Annotated in this window: 19 protein-coding genes and 6 tRNA genes; all 25 read right to left on the minus strand. The window is 30.2% G+C overall.

What is annotated here, in order from left to right; all coding sequences use genetic code 11:
* Positions 1–122: 122 nt before the first annotated feature.
* The 25 genes from dusB to pth all read right to left on the minus strand — a co-directional run bounded on the left by dusB (position 123) and on the right by pth (position 21,300).
* On the minus strand, positions 123–1,103 hold the full coding sequence (dusB, locus tag Q6H37_RS28760; RefSeq protein ID WP_318738470.1) for a tRNA dihydrouridine synthase DusB: 981 nt from the start codon (positions 1,101–1,103) through the stop codon (positions 123–125).
* 3 nt (positions 1,104–1,106) lie between these two features.
* On the minus strand, positions 1,107–1,892 hold the full coding sequence (locus Q6H37_RS28765) for a type III pantothenate kinase (RefSeq protein ID WP_318738472.1): 786 nt from the start codon (positions 1,890–1,892) through the stop codon (positions 1,107–1,109).
* A gap of 151 nt (positions 1,893–2,043) precedes the next feature.
* Positions 2,044–2,430 carry a thioesterase family protein gene (locus tag Q6H37_RS28770; protein WP_318738474.1) on the minus strand — a complete coding sequence of 129 codons (387 nt, stop codon included), beginning with the start codon at positions 2,428–2,430 and terminating at the stop codon, positions 2,044–2,046.
* A gap of 146 nt (positions 2,431–2,576) precedes the next feature.
* Positions 2,577–4,379, minus strand: coding sequence for an ATP-dependent zinc metalloprotease FtsH (ftsH, locus tag Q6H37_RS28775; protein ID WP_318738476.1), 1,803 nt, complete (start codon positions 4,377–4,379; stop codon positions 2,577–2,579).
* A gap of 78 nt (positions 4,380–4,457) precedes the next feature.
* Complete coding sequence (hpt, locus tag Q6H37_RS28780; protein WP_007063390.1) at positions 4,458–5,003, minus strand: hypoxanthine phosphoribosyltransferase; 546 nt, start codon at positions 5,001–5,003, stop codon at positions 4,458–4,460.
* Positions 5,000–6,394: a tRNA lysidine(34) synthetase TilS gene (tilS, locus tag Q6H37_RS28785; RefSeq protein WP_318738479.1), complete on the minus strand. Its 1,395-nt coding sequence runs from the start codon at positions 6,392–6,394 to the stop codon at positions 5,000–5,002. The genes hpt and tilS overlap by 4 nt, the downstream gene beginning before the upstream one ends.
* Before the next feature lie 138 nt (positions 6,395–6,532).
* Entirely contained in the window at positions 6,533–8,920 is a 2,388-nt protein-coding gene (gene spoIIE, locus Q6H37_RS28790; protein WP_318738481.1) for a stage II sporulation protein E, read from the minus strand.
* A 230-nt stretch (positions 8,921–9,150) separates the two neighbouring features.
* A tRNA-Met gene (locus Q6H37_RS28795) sits at positions 9,151–9,227 on the minus strand.
* 13 nt (positions 9,228–9,240) lie between these two features.
* Positions 9,241–9,316, minus strand: a tRNA-Met gene (locus Q6H37_RS28800).
* A 4-nt stretch (positions 9,317–9,320) separates the two neighbouring features.
* A tRNA-Leu gene (locus Q6H37_RS28805) sits at positions 9,321–9,409 on the minus strand.
* Positions 9,410–9,424: 15 nt separating this feature from the next.
* Positions 9,425–9,501, minus strand: a tRNA-Met gene (locus Q6H37_RS28810).
* Positions 9,502–9,514: 13 nt separating this feature from the next.
* Positions 9,515–9,590 (minus strand) — tRNA-Met (locus tag Q6H37_RS28815).
* 4 nt (positions 9,591–9,594) lie between these two features.
* Positions 9,595–9,683, minus strand: a tRNA-Leu gene (locus Q6H37_RS28820).
* Between the two features lie 161 nt (positions 9,684–9,844).
* Entirely contained in the window at positions 9,845–10,252 is a 408-nt protein-coding gene (locus Q6H37_RS28825; RefSeq protein ID WP_007059897.1) for a S1 domain-containing RNA-binding protein, read from the minus strand.
* A gap of 68 nt (positions 10,253–10,320) precedes the next feature.
* Positions 10,321–10,593, minus strand: a complete 273-nt coding sequence (locus tag Q6H37_RS28830; protein ID WP_318738484.1) for a septum formation initiator family protein — start codon at positions 10,591–10,593, stop codon at positions 10,321–10,323.
* Between the two features lie 82 nt (positions 10,594–10,675).
* A complete protein-coding gene (yabQ, locus tag Q6H37_RS28835; RefSeq protein ID WP_318738486.1) occupies positions 10,676–11,086 on the minus strand; it encodes a spore cortex biosynthesis protein YabQ in 411 nt (136 codons plus the stop codon).
* 6 nt (positions 11,087–11,092) lie between these two features.
* The gene (gene yabP, locus Q6H37_RS28840) at positions 11,093–11,386 is read right to left on the minus strand and encodes a sporulation protein YabP (protein WP_007059894.1); all 294 of its coding nucleotides are present in this window, start codon (positions 11,384–11,386) and stop codon (positions 11,093–11,095) included.
* Positions 11,387–11,469: 83 nt separating this feature from the next.
* A complete protein-coding gene (locus Q6H37_RS28845; protein ID WP_007059893.1) occupies positions 11,470–11,730 on the minus strand; it encodes an RNA-binding S4 domain-containing protein in 261 nt (86 codons plus the stop codon).
* Positions 11,731–11,787: 57 nt separating this feature from the next.
* A complete protein-coding gene (locus Q6H37_RS28850; protein WP_158407996.1) occupies positions 11,788–12,081 on the minus strand; it encodes an HU family DNA-binding protein in 294 nt (97 codons plus the stop codon).
* Between the two features lie 86 nt (positions 12,082–12,167).
* Positions 12,168–13,616, minus strand: coding sequence for a nucleoside triphosphate pyrophosphohydrolase (mazG, locus tag Q6H37_RS28855; protein ID WP_318738490.1), 1,449 nt, complete (start codon positions 13,614–13,616; stop codon positions 12,168–12,170).
* Between the two features lie 16 nt (positions 13,617–13,632).
* Entirely contained in the window at positions 13,633–15,168 is a 1,536-nt protein-coding gene (locus Q6H37_RS28860; RefSeq protein WP_318738492.1) for a polysaccharide biosynthesis protein, read from the minus strand.
* A gap of 183 nt (positions 15,169–15,351) precedes the next feature.
* On the minus strand, positions 15,352–15,906 hold the full coding sequence (spoVT, locus tag Q6H37_RS28865; RefSeq protein WP_318738494.1) for a stage V sporulation protein T: 555 nt from the start codon (positions 15,904–15,906) through the stop codon (positions 15,352–15,354).
* A gap of 151 nt (positions 15,907–16,057) precedes the next feature.
* Positions 16,058–17,083, minus strand: coding sequence for a peptidylprolyl isomerase (locus Q6H37_RS28870; RefSeq protein WP_318738496.1), 1,026 nt, complete (start codon positions 17,081–17,083; stop codon positions 16,058–16,060).
* A gap of 77 nt (positions 17,084–17,160) precedes the next feature.
* On the minus strand, positions 17,161–20,682 hold the full coding sequence (gene mfd, locus Q6H37_RS28875; protein WP_318738498.1) for a transcription-repair coupling factor: 3,522 nt from the start codon (positions 20,680–20,682) through the stop codon (positions 17,161–17,163).
* 54 nt (positions 20,683–20,736) lie between these two features.
* Positions 20,737–21,300, minus strand: a complete 564-nt coding sequence (gene pth, locus Q6H37_RS28880) for an aminoacyl-tRNA hydrolase (protein ID WP_318738500.1) — start codon at positions 21,298–21,300, stop codon at positions 20,737–20,739.
* Between the last annotated feature and the right edge of the window lie 75 nt (positions 21,301–21,375).

Below are 21,375 nucleotides of genomic sequence, written 5' to 3' on the forward strand. Positions count from 1 at the left end.
AAAATATCATTGTTAAATTTTATTATTCTCATAAAAAATTTTTATATTAGAGTTAACATGTACCACTTACTTAATAATTTTCCTCAAAAATTGTTTACATTATAGCTTATTCTGCTTTTCTATCAAAAATTACTTCTACTTTTAATATAGCTTTTGTATTCTTTTAAAATTGAGATTACTTTTTCACTGGATTTTTCATAATTTACAGCATCCTTTATTTCTTTATTGTTACTTAAGCCCTTTAAATACCATCCTACATGTTTTCTCATCTCTCTTACAGCCTTTGCCTCTCCTTCATAAGAAATAGCTCTTCTATAATGTTCTATACACATATCTATTCTATCTTCTTCAGAAGGATAAGTTATATTTATATTTTTCATTTTTTCATCAATCTGATTAAATATCCAGGGATTACCCATAGCTCCTCTACCAATCATTATTGCATCACAATTAGTAATTTTAAAAATGCTTACTGCATCCTCTGGAGTTACAACATCTCCATTTCCTATAACAGGAATAGAAACTGCTTGCTTTACCTTCTTTATCATATCCCAATCTGCCTTACCTTCATACATTTGCTCTCTAGTTCTTCCATGAACAGTAATAGCATCCACACCTGCTTGCTCTAATTCTTTTGCAAACTCTACAGCATTAATGTTATCAGAATCAAATCCTTTTCTAAATTTAGCAGTTACAGGTTTTGATGAAGCTTTTTTTACTTCCTTTACTATTTGTGCTGCTAATTTAGGATCTTTCATTAAAGCAGATCCTTCTCCATTTTTAACTATTTTAGGAGCAGGACATCCCATATTTATATCCACTAAACAAATATCTTCATTATCATTAAAAAAATCACAAGCTTTGGCCATTACAAGTGGATCATTACCAAAAATCTGAACTGCTACAGGAGCTTCTTGCTTAGATATTACTAGCATATCTTTTGTGTTTTTACTACCATAAAACAATGCTTTAGCACTTATCATCTCTGTATAAACGAGCTCGCATCCCATCTCTTTACATAACTCTCTAAAGGCCATATCTGTCACACCAGCCATCGGAGCTAAAAATACATTCTTTTTAAACTCCAAATTTTTTATTCTCATTAATTACACCTGTTCTTTATTTTTTTCATAAATTATTCTTAGACCTTTAAGAGTTAAGGTTGGATCTATTAAATCCATAAACTTTGATTCTTGATTAATAAGCTTTGCCAATCCTCCTGTTGCAACTACAAGTGGTTCATTTTCTCCAAGATCCATCATTTCTTTTTTCATTTTACTAATTATATAATCAACTTGACCTATATATCCATAAACTATACCCGCTTGCATACTAGCAACCGTATTTTTACATATGACACCAGCAGGCTTTACTAATTCTATTCTTGGAAGTTTAGCTGCTCGTTCAAATAGTGCTTCAGAGGATATTTTTATTCCAGGACAGATAGTTCCTCCTAAATAATCTCCCTTTGCAGTCAAAGCACAAAAAGTAGTGGCTGTACCAAAATCTATAATTATAGCAGACCTTTTGTATATTTCCCTGGTAGCAACAGCGTTAACAATTCTATCTGCCCCTACCTCTTTAGGATTATCATATTTAATGTTTATACCTGTTTTTACTCCTGGCCCAACTATTATTGGCATAATTTCAAAATATTTTAATATCATGTGTTCTAATGAATACATAATATTAGGAACAACTGAAGATATTATAACTCCTTCAACATCTGATGGATCTAATTTATTATGTAAAAACAAATCAACAACCTGAATACCATATTCATCAGCTGTCCTCTCTGAGTCTGTGGACAATCTCCAACATGCAATAAGCTCCTTATCTTTGTACACTCCTAAAACTATATTTGTGTTTCCAACATCTAAAACTAAAATCACTTCGCACACCGCTCCTTTCTATATAAAAAGTGCATATACATAATTAAAGAGCAGCTTTAAAGCTGCCCCTTAGTATAATCTATTTTGTCAATTTAACAACTTAATTTTATCAGTTAAATTTTATTTGTCAAGATACGTTTGATTTTTGAAACTATTCTTGTACCTTTTTCATAAATTCTTCACTATTTACTATGTATCTTGTATGATTTCCTTCTCCTATCTTTCCTTTTTCATCCCATGCTTCTACATTAAATACTAGTTTCTTTTTATCTACTTTTACTAAAGATGCTTCACATCTTATTTTCATTCCAATAGGTGACGCTTTAATATGCTTTACATTAACTTCAATTCCAACTGTAGTATATCCAAATGGAAGATGCAAATCTACACAACTCTTAGATGTATTTTCCATAAGTGCTATCATAGAAGGTGTTGAAAATACATCTATATTTCCCGAGCCTAATTTACTTGCTACATCATTTTCTGTTACATATATTTCTCTTGTAGATGCCATTCCTTCTCTCACATTAAACTCCATAAAACCATCTCATTTCATCGTAATTTTTATTTTGAAAGCTTAAAAACATATAATTATTATATCATTGTTAATAAACTTTTAATATATATTTACAATAAAATAGAGGCTATTAACCTCTATTCTATTGACTTCATTAAATTGTCATTTTATGCTTGCTCAAATATTTCTTCAAATTCATTTGCTTCCAGTTTTTCTTTTTCTAAAAGAGCCTTAGCAACAGCATGAAGTTTATTTATATTTTCATTAAGAAGATTTTCTGCTTTATTATATCCTTCTTCTATAAGTTTTCTTATTTCTTTGTCTATTTCAAAAGCCACTTCTTCACTAAAACTTCTTCCTTTTCCTAAGTCCCTACCTAAAAATACTTCATCATGTCCTGAACCAAAAGCTATTGGTCCTAAGCCACTCATACCATAATCCATAACCATTTTCTTAGCTATAGTAGTTGCTCTATCTATATCATTTTTAGCACCAGTACTTATGTCTCCTATTATAAGCTTTTCTGCTACTCTACCTCCAAGCAATCCTACTATTTCATCTTCAAGTTTAGTTTTGGACATATAAGAACTATCTTTTTCTGGAAGATGCATAGTATATCCTCCAGCCATTCCTCTTGGTATTATACTAATCTGATGAACTGGGTCTGCTGTAGGCAATAACTTCATAACCACAGCATGCCCTGCTTCATGGTATGCTGTAAGCCTTCTATCTTCTTCATCAATTACTCTACTCTTCTTTTCAGGTCCAGCTATAACTCTAGTTACCGCTTCTTCTAGTTCTTCCATATCTATCTCTTTTTTATCTTTTCTAACTGCTAAAAGAGCAGATTCATTCATTAAGTTTTCTAAGTCAGCTCCAGTAAATCCTGGAGTTCTTTTTGCAAGTACATCAAGCTTAACTTCCGGAGCCAAATGCTTATTTTTACAATGAACCTTTAAAATCTCTTCTCTTCCTTTAACATCTGGAGCTCCAACTAATATTTGTCTATCAAATCTACCTGGTCTTAAAAGTGCAGGATCTAAAATGTCAGGTCTATTTGTTGCAGCAATCATTATTATACCTTCATTTGCACCAAAACCATCCATTTCAACTAATAACTGATTTAAAGTTTGTTCTCTTTCATCATGTCCTCCACCAAGACCTGCTCCTCTTTGTCTTCCAACTGCATCTATTTCATCTATAAATATAATGCATGGTGAATTTTTCTTAGCTTGATCAAATAAGTCTCTAACTCTTGACGCACCAACTCCAACAAACATTTCAACAAAATCTGAACCAGATATACTAAAGAACGGCACCCCAGCTTCCCCAGCTATAGCCTTAGCAAGAAGGGTTTTTCCTGTTCCTGGAGGTCCTACAAGTAATACTCCTTTAGGAATTCTAGCTCCCATTTCTATATATCTCTTAGGTAACTTTAAAAAATCTACAATTTCAGCAAGTTCCGCTTTTTCTTCATCAGCTCCTGCCACGTCAGCAAAAGTTACTTTCTTTTTATCAGGCGTGGCCATTTTGGCTCTACTCTTACCGAAATTCATTACATTTCGATTTCCACCACCACCTTGAGATTGCTGCATAAACATAAACCAAAAAGCTACAAGCATTAATATTAAAAGTATTGTTGGTAAGTATTGTACCCACATAGGAATTGACGCGGGTTTAACATAAACTTCCTTAACATCTCCATTTTTAGGATGTTCAGCAATGAACTGAAATAGTCTTTCAGATGGAACTATTGTTTCATATGCACTACCATCTTTCAAAGTACCATCTACAGTCATCTTGTCTTCCTTTACTTGAAAGCTCTTTACATTGTTATCTATCCAATATTTTTGAAAATCATTAAAATTAATAGTTGTTGAACTTTCATTTGTCCTAGCAAGCATTAACGCTGCAAGAATAACTAATACAAACACTATAACCCAGGCCGTTGCACTTGAAAATTTTTTCATTACAGGCCCCCCTCTCTTTTAAGTTTATACTGTAAAATTGTATCACAAGGAAAATTCCTTTACAATAAATTTAGTTAATTATTTATAAACTTCCTCTTTTAGTATGCCTACATAAGGTAAGTTTCTATACTTTTCTGCATAATCAAGTCCATAACCCACTAGGAAATAATCTGGAACTACATATCCTGTGTATTTAACATCGATTTCAACTTTTCTCCTTTCTGGCTTACTTAAAAGGCAAGCTATTTCTATACTTTCAGCTCCTCTACCTTTCAGATACTCAATTAGATATGATAAAGTTGTACCCGAATCTATTATATCTTCTACTATAAGAACATGTTTACCTTCTATTTCAAAATCTAAATCTTTTAAAATTCTTACTACTCCTGAACTTTTTGTAGAATTAGCATAACTCGAAACTGCCATAAAGTCCATAGTACATGGAATTGTAACTTCCTTTAATAAATCTGCCATAAATGGCACAGATCCTTTTAATATTCCTACTAGCATTAGTTCTTTGCCTTCATAATCTTTACTTATTTGTGTTCCAATTTCTTTTATTTTTTTCCTCAATTCTTCCTCTGAAAATAAGATTTCTTTTATGTCCTCTTTCATACTGCTCATATTTTTGTTTCCTCTCTTTCAATTTTTATCTCTAATATATTTTTTGTATTTTCATCAACTTTAAAAAGTTCACTCACTCTATATCCTACTATCCATGCAATTTTATCATCAAAGCATATAATAGGAATATAGTCTCTTTGATCCTTAGCTACCTTTTCATCCATAAAGAAATCTTTTAACTTCTTACTTCCACCCATCCCTAAAGGTATAAATTTGTCGCCTTCTTTTCTATGCCTTATAGTTATTTCTTTTTCAAACTTATCATAATCAAAATATTTTATTAAATTGTTGCTTTTAAAGTTTACCTTTTCATTTTGATCAATAATTCTGGTTATTACTTCTAAGTTATATTTCTTTACGTAATTATTACCACTATGTATAATATATTCTTCCTTACTAACCTCTTTATTTTTTTTAACTTTCTTTAATATGTATATATCTCCATATTTATTTGATACTACAACATGATTTGGAAGATCAATGTTTTTTCCTGTGGATCTTGATTGAATATTAATTATGTCATAAATGTGAATTTTTTCAAAGTTATTTAAATTTCCAGTTACTTCATACAAGGCTTTTCTTATAATCCTAGTAATTATAGCTTCGTTTTCTAAAAATGCCTCCTTTGATATTATAACCTTTTCTCCCTGTATATCACAATATTTTTTAAATTTTTCTTTAGCAACTGTTTCTAAGTACTCATTATCTATTTTTATAGTATCTGATAATCTATTGAGAACTTTTATAATATCCTTATTAAAATTCTCTTGTATATAAGGTATAAGTTCTAATCTCACTTTATTTCTAGAATATATGGTTTCTAAATTGGTTTTATCTATTCTTGGATTAATATTTTCTTTGCAGCAATATTGTTCAATTTCATGCCTTGTAACATCTATTAAAGGCCTTACAAATATGTTATCTCTTACCGCCTTTATTCCTACTAATCCTTCCAAACCTGTTCCTCTCATAATCCTCATTAGTATAGTTTCTGCCTGATCATTGGCATTATGAGCTATAGCTATTTTCTGCGCATTTAATTCTTTTTTTAAATCATTAAAAAAATCATACCTAGCATTTCTTCCTGCACTTTCGCATGAAATATTTTGCATTTTCATGATTCTATTTATATCTACTGATTTACTCCTGAATTCTATATTTAATTTTTTACAAAATTCCTTTACATATTGTTCATCTTTATCTGATTCATTCCCTCTCAAACAATGATTTACATGTGCTGCATATAATTCTATGCTGAGTTGCTTTTTTAAAGAGTATAAGATATGCAGTAAACTCATGGAATCCGGTCCACCAGATACTGCAACTATTACCTTATCGCCTTTATTAAACATTTTATACCTATTTATAGTTTTTAAAACAGTCTCTATCAATTTTAACACTTCCTAAAGAAAATTTTGTTTTATAAATAATATATTACTTAACTTTTAAGTTTAAAGCAAACTTCAATTCAAATTTTCAATGGCTTAAATTCAGAATATATAACACTCTAAACTTAAGCCATTATAATTTTAATACAAACTATATACCTTCTCTACAATTACTGTCATATCATCTTTTATTTTTCCTTTACTTAATTTTTTTGCATTACTCATAATTTCTTCACTTAATTGTCTAGGATCATTGCAATTATTATTTTTTAAAAAATCTACTATCCATTCATATTTACCAGCTTGTTCATTTTCATAATCTAATACTCCATCACTTAACATAACAATAACATCACCATTTTCAACTTTTTTCCTGACTATATCTATATCTGGTTTGTCCAATACACCAATTGGCAAAGTTTTCGACTTTATTACATCAATATCTTCTCCTTTTTTTATGAAACTAGCTACAGCCCCTACTTTCATAAAATCAACCTCACCTTTATATAAGTCTATACTATTTAAATCTAGAGTTGAGAACTTTTCTTCTTCAGAAAATTTCATAGTCATTATAGAATTTATTATATTTATAGCAGTTAATTTATTAAAACCTGATTTGGAAAACCTTTCTATCAATCTTACTGCTGCATTACTTTCCTGTCCAGCCTGCGGACCTGAACCCATACCATCACTTATAATAGTCAAATAAGTTCCATCTGGTAATTTTCCAAAGCTCTGGCTATCACCACTATATTTTTCTCCATCTTTACAGCATTTACTTGTATAAGCTGCTACATGATATTTAGGTGTTTCTTCAAAGGTAATAGTACATACCTCAAATTCAGAATTTAAATTACATCCATCTTCACTAATGCACATACACTTTCCTGTTACCCCATTCACCAATGGAAGTACGTCTTTTATACAAATTTGCTTTCCTCCGCATGCCTCCATAGATAAATTAACTATTAATCTATTATTTTTGTTATTATAACAGAATACATCTCTATAATGTATACCATTCTTATTTAAAACTCTTCTTATAGTATTTTCAGTTTCAGTATTAAATTTTATATTATAATTAAATTCATCAATAATTTCTGATACAGAGTTTCCTACGTTCTCCACTTGACTAGATAGCAGCTGTCGGCACTCACTTAATCTATTCCTCCACATTTCATTAATTATATAGTTATTAACAATTTCTTCAGTATTTTTTATAATAGCGGACCTTTTCACACACTTTCTCTCTATCTCATGAGGAACCTGTTTTCGATTATCCTGGTAATTCTGTATTAATTCACTAAAAGCATTATAAGTATAATAATTTTCCCTTTTCCAGCACATAGACTGCATAGAGCATGTACTACAAACCCGATCTGCAAGATTTTCTACTAATGCACTACTTTTATTTTTCATAAGCAACTTATCGTTATATACCAAATTACCCAAAATTCCTGACATATCAAATAATACTTCTGAAAAGTTTTCTAACTTATTTACTAATAATTCTTTAATCTTTTCTGCATAGTTTTCTTTAAAATGTTCCTGCTTTCTCTGCCAATCTAATTCTATTTCAATCTTTTTCAAAATTTTTCCAGGTATCATCAAAAAAAATATGGCACTTATAATTACCTCTATTAATTTAAACTGAGTCCCTATATCAGAGTACATTTTTAATACAGCAAATGCCAAAAGGTAAGCTAATCCACTCATCCATTTACCTGTTTCTCTAAATATACCAGATATAAGTCCACATACACCATATACTCCTACAAAAGCTATCATATTATTGGACGTTATCCCTATTATAGTTCCCATTGCCACTCCTGATGCTGCTCCTGAGGAGCTTCCCTTTGTATATCCTACTATAAGTATAAATGCTAAAGCTATAATATTTCTTAAAGATACTCCTCTTATATTACTTCCCCAGGTTCCTGCTACTACTAAAGATATAGTAACTGCCATACTTATTATTTCCTCACTACTATATAAATGCCTTGTTTTGTATTGTTTAAAGCATATTATAGAATAGTTAATAATAAAATATACTGGGAATATAGCACTTACTTCAAAAAAAGAAAGTAAAAATGACATACCTAAAGTTACTTTAAGTATTAATAGCTTATAAAAAGAAATTTCTATAAACAAAGTGAAAAATATCATCATTATTTTCTTGTTTTGTTCAACCGTTCTTAGTATGTAGTTAATAATTATAAGAGTTCCTGCAGTTATAATGTATACAGGCAAACTTTTTACACTATTATAAAGAGAAATATACCCTAGTATGCTTCCAATTCCTGATATCAATATAACTTTATTTTCTTCACAAGTCATAACTGCAACCAAAAAAGCTATACCGAATGGAGCCATCAAATTTATCATGATCACTCTACTAATTAAAAATGCAGCTATAAAGTAAGCAACAAGCTTAATTAATCGGGGTAAACTTTTAATCTTTTGTTTTTTTAATTCATCTTTTGAATCCTTAACTCTCTTATACGGGAAAAGTTCAACTCCGTATTGCATTCATACCACCCACCTTATAAATTACTGCTTCTATTATAACAAAGTCTTTTGGAAATAAATGTCATAAGGTGATATGTCTATTTATTTTTTTTAGGACATTTAATTCTAAGTTTCTTTTAAAAGATTTTCTTTAGACAGTTATAGAGAAATTTTGAAGAAATAAGTTGAAAATTACTTGTAGAATAAGTTTTTCAAAAAACTAAAAAACCTGTGGTATAAACCACAGGTACTGGTAGCGGAAATAGGACTTGAACCTACGACACTTCGGGTATGAACCGAATGCTCTAGCCAACTGAGCTATTCCGCCATATTATTCAATTTGGTTGCGGAGGTAGGACTTGAACCTACGACCTTCGGGTTATGAGCCCGACGAGCTACCAACTGCTCCACCCCGCGATATTGGTGCTGAAGACCGGAATCGAACCGGTACGGGTTTTAAAGCCCGCAGGATTTTAAGTCCTGTGCGTCTGCCAGTTCCGCCACTCCAGCATCTTAAAAATTATATGGTAGCGGAAATAGGACTTGAACCTACGACACTTCGGGTATGAACCGAATGCTCTAGCCAGCTGAGCTATTCCGCCTTATTATTTAATTTGGTTGCGGAGGTAGGACTTGAACCTACGACCTTCGGGTTATGAGCCCGACGAGCTACCAACTGCTCCACCCCGCGATATTGGTGCTGAAGACCGGAATCGAACCGGTACGGGTTTTAAAGCCCGCAGGATTTTAAGTCCTGTGCGTCTGCCAGTTCCGCCACTCCAGCATTTTTTATCAGCTACCTAAATACCTGACAACCTGACAACATAACTTATTATATATGATATATATATTGTTGTCAACTATTTTATAAATTTTTATGTTAAATAAATTATTTAACATAAAAGAGGCTATTTATAGCCTCTCCATATTCAAAATAAATTATTATTAACTGGATTGTTTTCTGTATCCTCTACCTTTTGAATCCTGGTGTTTTTTTAGATCTTGAAATTTTTCTTCACTATCTTTTAAAAACTTAGATATCCTATCTTCAAATCCTCCTTGTGAATTCCTAGTTTTCTCTTTGTTCCAATCAATTTCTACTGGTTTTACACTTTTTCTCTCTGGTGTAGCCTGCTTTATTGATAAACTTATCTTTCCATTTTCATCAACTGAAATTACTTTAACCTTTACTTTGTCTTTTTCTTTCAAGTAATCCCTTATATTTTTCACATAAGTATCTGATACCTCAGATATGTGAACTAAGCCGGTTTTCCCATCGATTTCTACAAAAGCTCCAAAACTAGTAATATTAACCACTGTACCCTCTAGTATGCTTCCTGCCTTTAAGGTCATATTAAAAAGACTCCTCCTTAATAAAAATAATGTTATATAGTAAATTTTAAATTTGAAACTAAATAATTTTAGCGTTTTGTATTTATTACAGGGGTTTCGCCTGGTTTAATAAGACCTAATCTTTCTCTTGCCAGTTTTTCTATATACATATCTGATTTAGACATCTTAACCTCATCCTGTAATTTCTTATTTTGATCTTTAACCTTCAGTTCTTCTAAATTTTTTTGCGATATTTGTTGTTTTATTTTATACATAGTTATTTGTTGATTTATAAAAACATAACATGCATAAAAAATTATAAACAATAAAATCACATTTTTAAATTTTATCTTTTTTTTCATAATCATCACCATTTCCATTTTAGAAATGTATTTTTAAAAACACCTTACTTATATTCTAATTTGATTTTCAATTTTCTTCAAGTTATTTTTTATAATTTCTTTTATTTTTTGTTTTAATAATATAAATTATTAGCATAAAAGGGTAAAATACTATATTTTTTAACACTCTAAATGTCCTTCTTACATTTTCAATTAACTTATATTGAAATTTTATCAAAGTATTGCTAAAAATTTTTATATATAAATATGCTCCTAAAGTTATCCACGCATATATATATACACCTACATATAAACAATCTATTAAAAGTAAAAATATGAATATAATTATAGAGGCTAAGATCCAAAATAAAATATCCTCTACAAAAGTTAATACTTTATTTATGTTATTTAATCCTCTTATTATTCTATATAGGTCGAATAATATTCCTGTCATAATTCCTGCAATAAGACTAAATATAATACATCTTAATTGTTGGGTTATTGATAAAATCATTTATTCCTACTTAAATAATCTTGATATTAGTTTTTCTTTTTGTTTTTTTTCTTGATTATTTGTATATATGCAGGAACTTATCATTCCGATTATGGTAACATCTCCATTTTGTACATCTAGTTTGTTCATCTTAAGACCTTGCCCTTTTATATTAAGTGTACCTAGGTTGGTATTTAATACTATTTGTTCTTCATTAAAACTTATAACTTCTACAACTCCATTTAATACTAACCTTTTTCTATTTTCAATATGCAATATACTTTTTTTATCTTCCACTACCTTTACTTCTTTTTTTTCCATAACATCCCCTCCACTTATATTTAAATATATGTTTATATTTAATGGGATATTACTAAATTGAAGTACTACTTTTAATCCTTAATCTATTCTTCATCCTCTTGTCCTGATATAATTTCGTACATTGCCTGTGCATTTTCTTTTGTAACATGTTGTGCAATATTTACAATTCTAGCTTTAAGGGATTTACTAGCATATCTAATCTCTATAATATCGCCTTCCTTAACCTCTGTGCTAGGCTTTGCTATTTTATCATTTATACTTACTCTTCCACCTTCACAAGCCTCTTTTGCCACTGTTCTTCTCTTTATTATTCTCGAAACTTTAAGATACTTATCTAACCTCATTTTAATTCCCCTCTTTTAAAACAAAAAACCCAGATTTACACCCAGGTTTTTTTAGTATTATTTGTTTACTTTATCTTTAAATTCTTTACCAGCTTTAAATACTGGAACTGTTGATTCTGGTATTTCTATTTCTTCTTTAGTTCTTGGATTTCTGCCTACTCTTGCAGCTCTCTTTCTTGTTTCAAATGTTCCAAATCCAACTAGTTGAACTTTATCACCTTTTTCAAGTGTTTCTTCAACACTTTCTATAAAACCCTTTAAAACTACTTCTACATCCTTCTTTGTTAGTTTTGACTTTTCTGCTATACTTGCGATTAATTCTGATTTGTTCACCTTTTTTACCTCCTTAATATTGAGTATGCTTTAGTTTGCATACTAGCTTATTCTTCATTAATTTGAAAAATCCTTTTTTTTCATCGTTTTTGCATAAAAAAACTTTAATTTTTTACTTTTGCTTCTTCCCAAAGGTCATCCATTTGTTCTAATGTCATATTTATCATATCGACACCTTTAGACTTTGCTTTTTCTTCTATATATGCAAAACGCTTAATAAATTTCTCTATAGTATAATTTAATGCAAATTCAGGGTTAATGTCAAGGAATCTAGCAATATTTACTGAAGCAAATATTAAATCCCCTATTTCTTCTACTATTTTTACCCTTTCTTTCCCTTTATATACATTCTTTACTTCATAATATTCTTCTAAAACCTTATCCATTGCATCTTCCACTTTATCCCAATCGAATCCAACCTTAGCTGCCTTTTTTTGAATTTTCTCTGCTCTCATTAATGCTGGTAGATTTTTAGGCACATGTTTTAACTCTTCTGTATAACTAGTAAGACCCTGTTCTTTTTTCTTTATCTTATCCCAATTTACCAAAACCTGTTCAGATGTATTCAAATCTATATTACCAAATACATGTGGATGCCTGTCAATCATCTTTTTACAAATACATTCCACTACATCATTGATATTAAAAAATCCTTCTTCCTTACCAATTTGTGAGTGGAAAACTATTTGAAGTAATACATCTCCTAGTTCCTCAATAAGTTTATCATCATCTTTTTCATCTATAGCCTCTAATACTTCATAGCACTCTTCTATAAGACATTTCTTTATACTTTCATGAGTTTGTTCCTTATCCCAGGGACACCCATCTTCTGACCTTAATACGCTTATTATATCTAATAGATCATTAAAATCTTTTCTTACCTCCAAACTTTTAGGAATATATATTGAAGTTAAATAATCTATATCTTCCTGCCTATCTATTTCATATAATGGCATCTTTCTAATGCTCTCTAATCCTTTAACCCCTGCTGCTCTTACAAAATAAACTTCACTATCATCAGGGTAGTATTGCATTAAAGCTAATTTAACCTCAGAAGCTATAAGTTTATCATACACCTGAGTTATTATGGTTCCTACTCTTTTGTCTAAAACTTGACTCTTCATATCAAAAGCATCTATTACTTTTATTCCCTCTATAGGGTCTATTTTTAAACTTTCCATAAGAACATCTATAAAACTTACAGCTGTGAATATTTCCGTTTCTATTCCTTTTTTCTTACATAAATGTATTAATAAATTAACGGATTTTTCAGCTACTAATGGATGACCTGGTACTGCATATACAATAGTTCCATATTGTAGTTCCTTATTGATTAAATCATCAGCTATAGATTCATATACTTGGTCAAAATTTTCACCTTGTTCATATTTATGGTCATAAGTTTCAAATTTTATACCATATTCTCTTAAAAACTGTACTGTAGGATGCTTTTCTGTTCTTAAATAAATTTTATCACTATTTTTTAAAACTTCTAAAGTACCTATAGTTATAGCTTCTTTAGCTCCAGGTCCTAGACCAACTATCTTTATCATTTATATTTTCCCACCTCTATCTTCTAAAAATCCTATTTTTAACATGATCATATTTAAATATTCTAAATATAAATATAAATATACTATATACAATAATACCTGAAAATATAGCCGCAATACAGGCTATTCTACTGCTTATGGTATAATTATAGACATTCATATAAATAATTACAACAATTATTATCATTAAAGTAGAGGCAAATGCAGGTTTTATAACTGTTTGAAAATAGTTTATATTAATCTTCAATTTTCTTCTAAGCAACATCATATTTAACATAGAAGCTATTACATATCCACATATGCTCCCTATTACAGCACCATAGATATTAATACCAGGCATAGAAACCATTTGTATTGTAATTGCTGTTTTTATGGCACATCCAATGGCTAAATTAACTATTGGCATTACATATTCTCCTACTCCTTGAAGAATAGCTGTTGAAGTTTGTGCCAAAATTATGAATGGTATGGATATAGCTGAATACTGTAATATTTTAAAACCATCAGATTGTCCTGGAAATATTAAATTTAAAATTGGATAAGCAAGGTTATATAGTCCTAAACAGGATGGCAATGCTATAACCATTGAAAGTTTTATAGCCAAATCCACTTTATTTATGACCTCAAATCTTCTGTTCAATATGTATGCCTCTGCAATTATAGGCATTAAAGAAGCACACAATGCTGCTGAAAGCGTTAATGGAACATTGATCATGATAAAGGCCTTTCCCGTAAGTTGTCCATATAATATAGTTGCTTGTTTATAATTAAACCCTGCTTGTAATAACTTTTGAGGAACTATTGCAGAATCTATAAGACTCATTATACTGCTTGCTGCTGCACCCAATGAAACTGGTATAGCTATATATAGCAACTTATTCATAATATCTATATCATCATGCATTATATTAACTTTAAATTCTTTTCTTATTTTTATATATTTTGCTAATAAGTAAATTCCTGCAAACAGTCCTCCTGCAGCCGCTCCAAGTGCTGCTCCTCCAGCTGAATATTCTATCCCCTTTGGTAGAAGTATGTAAGCAAGTCCAACTCCAACTATAACTCTTCCTATCTGCTCTATTATCTGCGAAATTGCAGTACAGTTCATATTCTGTAATCCCTGAAAAAAGCCCCTAAATGCACTCATTACAGATATAAATATAGGTGCAAAGGCAATGGAAACTAGTGAATAATAAGATTTTTCATCCCATTTTAAAAATGCTATAATTGGTCTGGAAAAGATAAGTAATATTGCCGTAAACCCAACGCCTAAAATAAACATAAGGAGCATTGCCTTTCTTAAAACTTGAATTACCCCTTCATGATCATTTATAGCATTTCTTTCTGATACCATTTTAGATATAGCTACAGGTATCCCTGATGCTGCAGCAATAAAAAACATATATAATGGAAAAGACATTTGATAATATCCTACTCCCTCGTCTCCTATAAGCATTTGTAATGGCCATCTAAAAAATAATCCTAAAAATTTTGATATTATTCCCGCAAGTCCTAAGATAAGTGTTCCTTTAATTAGTGATTGCTTTTTCATAAAAATACCCCCGATTGTTCTTTTTTAAGAGCAAACTTTTCTAAATAATACTTTACATTTTTATAATTATTTAAATTTAAAGGGTATTATTACTCTAATTACATGAATATTTTTTATATTTATGTCAATAATCACCTATGGAGCAAAAAACAAATAAATAATGGCAGCATATGCTGCCATTATTTATTGTTCCATTTGCTTTCCTATGAAAGATGATGCAGTTTCAGCCAATTTAGTTTCAACATCCCCAAATTTTTTTCCTTCATCTTTTGATACTATAATTACGGCGCCAATTGCATCACCTTCTGCTATTATTGGTGAAATTACTTGTGCTGAATACTTTCCTTCAACTTCTTCATCATCATATAAAGCCACTGGCTTTTCCTTGTCAGTTGCAAAATTTATAGTCTTTCTATCTTCTATTATTTTTTCAAGATCATCACTTATTTTTTTCTCCAAGTACTCCTTCTTAGTTGCGCCACTTATAGATATTATACTGTCCTTATCGCATATCATTATTATATTTCCTATAACTTGCTGCAATGATTCTGCATATCCTTTAGAAAAGTCACTTAATTCTCCAATAGGAGAATATTTTTTAAGTATAACTCCTCCTTCCCTATCTGTAAAAATTTCTAATGGATCCCCTTCTCTTATTCTAAGAGTCCTTCTTATTTCCTTTGGTATAACTACTCTACCTAAATCGTCTATACGTCTAACAATACCTGTTGCTTTCATTATTTCTTACCTCCTAAAATCTAATTTAAATGTAACTTGTGTTAATATTATTTTTCTAAATATGAAATTTTATACACAATTGTTATTTAAATTAGAATTTACTTGTGTAAAAAAAAACACAGTATACAAAATACTGTGTTTTTTTCATTTTTTATATAAGATTTTTTTCATTTTTACTTATTTTAGCACTCTTTTTCCACTCAGCTACTTTATCCTGATATTTCTTTTGTTTTTGTTCAGTTTCAAGTTGTGTTTTTATTTGAGCCTTCACTGCATCAAGCTTTTTAACAGGATATTCTTCTTTTTCTATACATTTTATTATATGATATCCAAATTGGCTTTTAACTGGAGCTGATACAGCTCCTTTTTTTAACGCTATAGCACCAGCCATAAATGCAGCATCAAAACCTGAATCCACATAATTTACAAATCCTAAATCTCCACCTTTATCCTTAGTAGCTGTATCTGTTGAAACTTCTTTTGCAACTTTAGCAAAATCTTCACCTTTATCTAATCTAGCTTTTACTTTTTTAGCTTCATCTTCAGTTTTTACTAATATGTGAGCTGTATGTATTCTATCAGGTTTTTCTGCAAACTTGTATGGATTATTTTTATAATAATCTTGAATACTTTTATCATCAACCTTAACATCTTTGCCTACATTATTCGTAACATTTGTAACTATTTCTTGATTTTTCATTTGGGTATAATACATATTCTTTAAAGTTTCTTCTGTAAGATTTTGTTGTTTTAAAGCTGCTTGAAATTTAGCTGCATCATTTCCAAATTGTTGTTGTTTTATATTACTAATCTGCTTATCAACTTCAGCTTTTAATTTTGCATCATCTGGAAGCACTTTTAATTCCTTAGCCTTTTGTTCAATAACCTTTGCCTCTACCATAGTATCAAGTACTTGTGACTTTTGCTCTTTTAAAATGCTTTTCGCATCATCATTCTTCTCATAGTCTTCACCATATTGTTGCTTAATTTGAGCCACAACTCCCATTAAATTAGGATTACTATCTAATTCACCTCTAGTGATTTTTTCTCCATTTACTGTTGCCACAACACTATTTTTTATAGCTTCTGGCGTTTTAGCTATCATATTACAACCAACTGTCGAAAACGCAAATGCAGATATTAAAACTGCGCTTACTAATCTTTTTACACTTTTCACAACTTATTCCTCCATTCATCTTAATGCTTTTTAGCAATACAAATTAATTTTAACACAAAAACTATCCTACTACAAAATTATTTTTTATGACATATATTAGCCATATACTCCATAATTTCTTTTATAGTATAAACTAAATTTTCTCTCTTTACCTCCTTAATTTTGTATCCAAATCCCGGATTATCCGATAATTTTATACTTATTTTTTTGTTATAATCTTTTATAAGCCCTTTGAGCATATTTTCGTCCATTCTTTCTTTACTGTCAAACTTAAATACAACTTCATCCTTCTTTTCCTTGATTTCTTGAATTCCTAGTTTCTTACCTATGCTTCTTATATAGGCTATATTCATAAGATTATATATAGAAGGTGGAATATCTGAGAACCTATCCTTCAATTCTTCTTCAATATCTTCCATATCTTCATAACAATCAATAGCTGCAATCCTTTTGTATATCTCTATCTTTTGTACTTCATCTTTTACATAGTTTGTTGGAATATATGCATCTACCTTTAATTCTACAGTTGTTTCTACTGGCTCTTTATCTATATCTCCTCTTACAAGCTTTATAGTATCCTCTAGCATCCTACAATATAAGTCATATCCTACAGCTGCCATATGGCCATGTTGAGAGGATCCCATCATATTTCCTGCTCCTCTTATTTCAAGATCCTTTAGTGCTATTTTAAATCCTGATCCTAATTCTGTAAAATCCTTTATAGCCTTAAGCCTTTTTTCAGCCACTTCTGTTAAGATTTTATCTTTTCTATATGTGAGATAACAATAAGCCATTCTATTGGTTCTTCCAACTCTTCCTCTTAGCTGATACAATTGAGATAGCCCCATTTTATCTGAGTCATATATTATCATAGTATTTACGTTTTGGATATCCATTCCTGTCTCTATTATTGTAGTAGCCACTAAAATATCATACTCATTCTTCATAAAATCCACTATAATATTTTCTAATTCTCTTTCTTGCATCTGACCATGTGCAACAGCTACTCTCGCTTCTGGAACTAATTTAGCCATATAGGAAGCCATTTCTTTGATATTTTCAACCCTATTATATACGAAGTAAACCTGTCCTCCCCTATTTAACTCTCTTAATATAGCATCTCTTATTAACTGATCATTATATTCTACTACATAAGTTTGTACTGGATATCTTTCTTCTGGAGGCGTTTCAATTACACTTATATCTCTTACACCTACTAGTGACATGTGTAATGTTCTAGGTATAGGTGTAGCACTTAAAGTTAATACATCTATATTTTTTTTCATCTTTTTTATTTTTTCTTTATGCGTAACTCCAAACCTTTGCTCTTCATCTACTATTAAAAGCCCTAAATCCTTAAATTGAACATCTTTTTGAATAATTCTATGTGTTCCTATAAGTATATCTATTTCTCCTGCTTTTAAAGCCTTCATAGTAGCTTTTTGCTGTGATGTTGTTCTAAATCTGCTTATCATGTCTATCTTTACAGGAAAATCAGAAAATCTTTGTACAAAATTATTATAGTGCTGCTGTGCAAGTATTGTAGTTGGAACTAAAAGCGCTACTTGCTTTCCGTCCATTACTGCCTTAAAAGCTGCCCTTACAGCAACTTCTGTTTTTCCATATCCTACATCACCACATAACAGTCTGTCCATAGGTTTATCTGATTCCATATCTGATTTTATGTCTTCTATTGACGTAACCTGATCTGGAGTTTCTTCATAAGGAAACTCTTCTTCAAATTGCTTCTGCCAAACAGTATCTTTTGAATATTTATATCCCTTTAATGTTGATCTAACAGCATAAAGCTTTACTAAATCTTCAGCTATTTCTTCTATAGACTTTTTAACTTTCTTTTTTGCTTTTGCCCATTCTGTACTTCCTAGTTTATTTATCTTAGGTATTTTTCCTTCAGTTCCTATGTACTTTTGAACCATGTCCAGTTGTTCTACAGGAACATACAATTTATCGTCAGACTCATAAATTAACTCAAGATAATCCTTTTTATGTCCTTGAAGTTCTAGCTGCTTTATTCCTTTATATACTCCTATTCCGTGATTTGCATGAACCACATAGTCGCCAGGCTTAAGTTCTGCAAAGCTTTTAATCTTATTTATTCCTTTCTTAGATGCCTTGCTAGCAGATTTTCTTTTTGCCTCTCCAAAAACCTCCTTATCTGAAATAACACATACTTTTAACTCTGGATATTCAAAACCATTTAATTGACTTCCAAATGTTATTACTACCTCTCCTGGTTGAATATCATGTATTACATCTTTATAAGAACTTTCTATATCGTTATCTCGCAAAGTATTTACTAATCTTTCTCCTCTTGGCCTGGTTCCTGAAAGAATAACTATTTTAACTCCCTTACTTTTCTTATCCTTTATATCCTGTATAAGTAAGTCCATTTGTCCATGGTAATTATGCAATGTTATTTGAGAAAAATTAATTATAGATCTTGGTGCTAGGATTTTTGTAGATTTAGGTATAGCATCCATAGTCATAACTTCTTTTTCTTCTAAAGATTCAAACACATGAGCTTTATTTAGTAATAACTCACTTTGCTTTGATAAAATATTCCCTCTTTGCAAAAAGCTTTTATAATTTTCTTCAAATTCAAAGTAAACACTATCTAGTTTTCCCTTACACCTTTGTAAATCATCTAAAATTATAAAATATCCTTCTGTATAGTCTAAGAAAGAAGAAGTCTTATCATAAAAATACGGCAAAAAGCTATCTATAGTTTCAAAAGTCCAATTTTCCCTTAAAGACTCTAAATTTTTTTTAACTTCTTGCTGAACATTTTCTAATGCATCATTGTCTTTTCTCTTTTTTAGCCTATCACATACAAGTTTCAAATCACTTTCCATGCCTTGAAGTCCCTTTTCTATACTTTCATTATCCAAAATCATTTCTTTGGCTGGAAAAATTTCTATACTTTTTACTTTCTCAATACTTCTTTGTGATTGCAAATTAAAGCTTCTGATAGAATCTACTTCATTACCAAAAAGTTCTATTCTATATGACTCTGCAGCTATAGGAGAATATATATCTATTATCCCTCCTCTTATAGAAAACTGTCCTTTACCATCTATAATCTCTACTTTCTCATATCCACATTGTATTAACTTTTGCTTTAAATTCTCTATATCTAAAATATCCTTTATAGAAATATTAAAGGTATAATTTCTATAAAGGTTTACAGGTATATAGCTAGAAGCTAACGTCTCTATGCATGTAACTATAATCTTTTTACCACTCTTAAGCATTTCCCTAATAACTTTCAGTCTTTCCCATCTAAGATCTCCCGATATGGCATAAATATTATAAAAAACCACTTCTTTTGTAGGAAAATAATAAACATTAGTAAGATATAAAGATAAATCTTCATATAACCTCTTTGCCTCTACATCACTATGAGTAAGTACTAGAAAAGGCTTGTCTAGTTCCTCATACACTCCATCTATTAAATATCCCCTAGCCGACTCAGAAAGTCCAAATATCCCTACAGGAAATTTACTTTTTTCTATACTATTAATTATACTTTTAAATTCCCTACTACTTTTAAGAGGTTTTAAAAGCCCTTCTAATCTCATTTTAACAACCACCCTATAAACTTTAAAAATTTTGGTCAAATTTAGGTATAGTTTCTACACCTTAAAACTATTAAATTTATTCATAGCCTCATCTACTCCATATTTTATTATATTTTCTACAGCATCTACACTAACATCAAAAACCTTAATAACCTTTTCTCTGTCTTCTACATTAAATCTTCCTAAAACATGAGATACTAATTCTGACTTAGGCTGTCCTACTCCTACTTTAATTCTTGGGAAAACATCAGTACCTAAGTTAGCTATAATGCTTTTTATTCCATTATGGCCACCAGCACTTCCTTTTTCTCTTATTCGAAGCCTACCTACTTCCAAACTTATATCATCGTATAATACTATTACTTGTTCATTGCTGATTTTATAAAAATTTACTACTTCCCTTATACTTTCTCCACTTAAATTCATATATGTACTTGGTTTTAATAATATAACTTTTTCAGAAGCTATATTTCCCTCTCCATACATTCCTTTAAACTTTTCCCTGTTTATAGATATATTATACTTGTCACTTACTAAATCTATAATATCAAATCCTACATTATGTCTGGTATGCTCATACTGTTTTCCTATATTGCCTAAACCAACTATTAAAAACATTTTTTCACTCCTAACTACCTTTCCCACACTAATTATTCACTAAAGTATATATTATACTAAAAGACATAAATAATA

This window comes from Clostridium sp. JS66 (genome assembly GCF_033561535.1).
GTDB lineage: Bacteria > Bacillota > Clostridia > Clostridiales > Clostridiaceae > Clostridium_AM > Clostridium_AM carboxidivorans.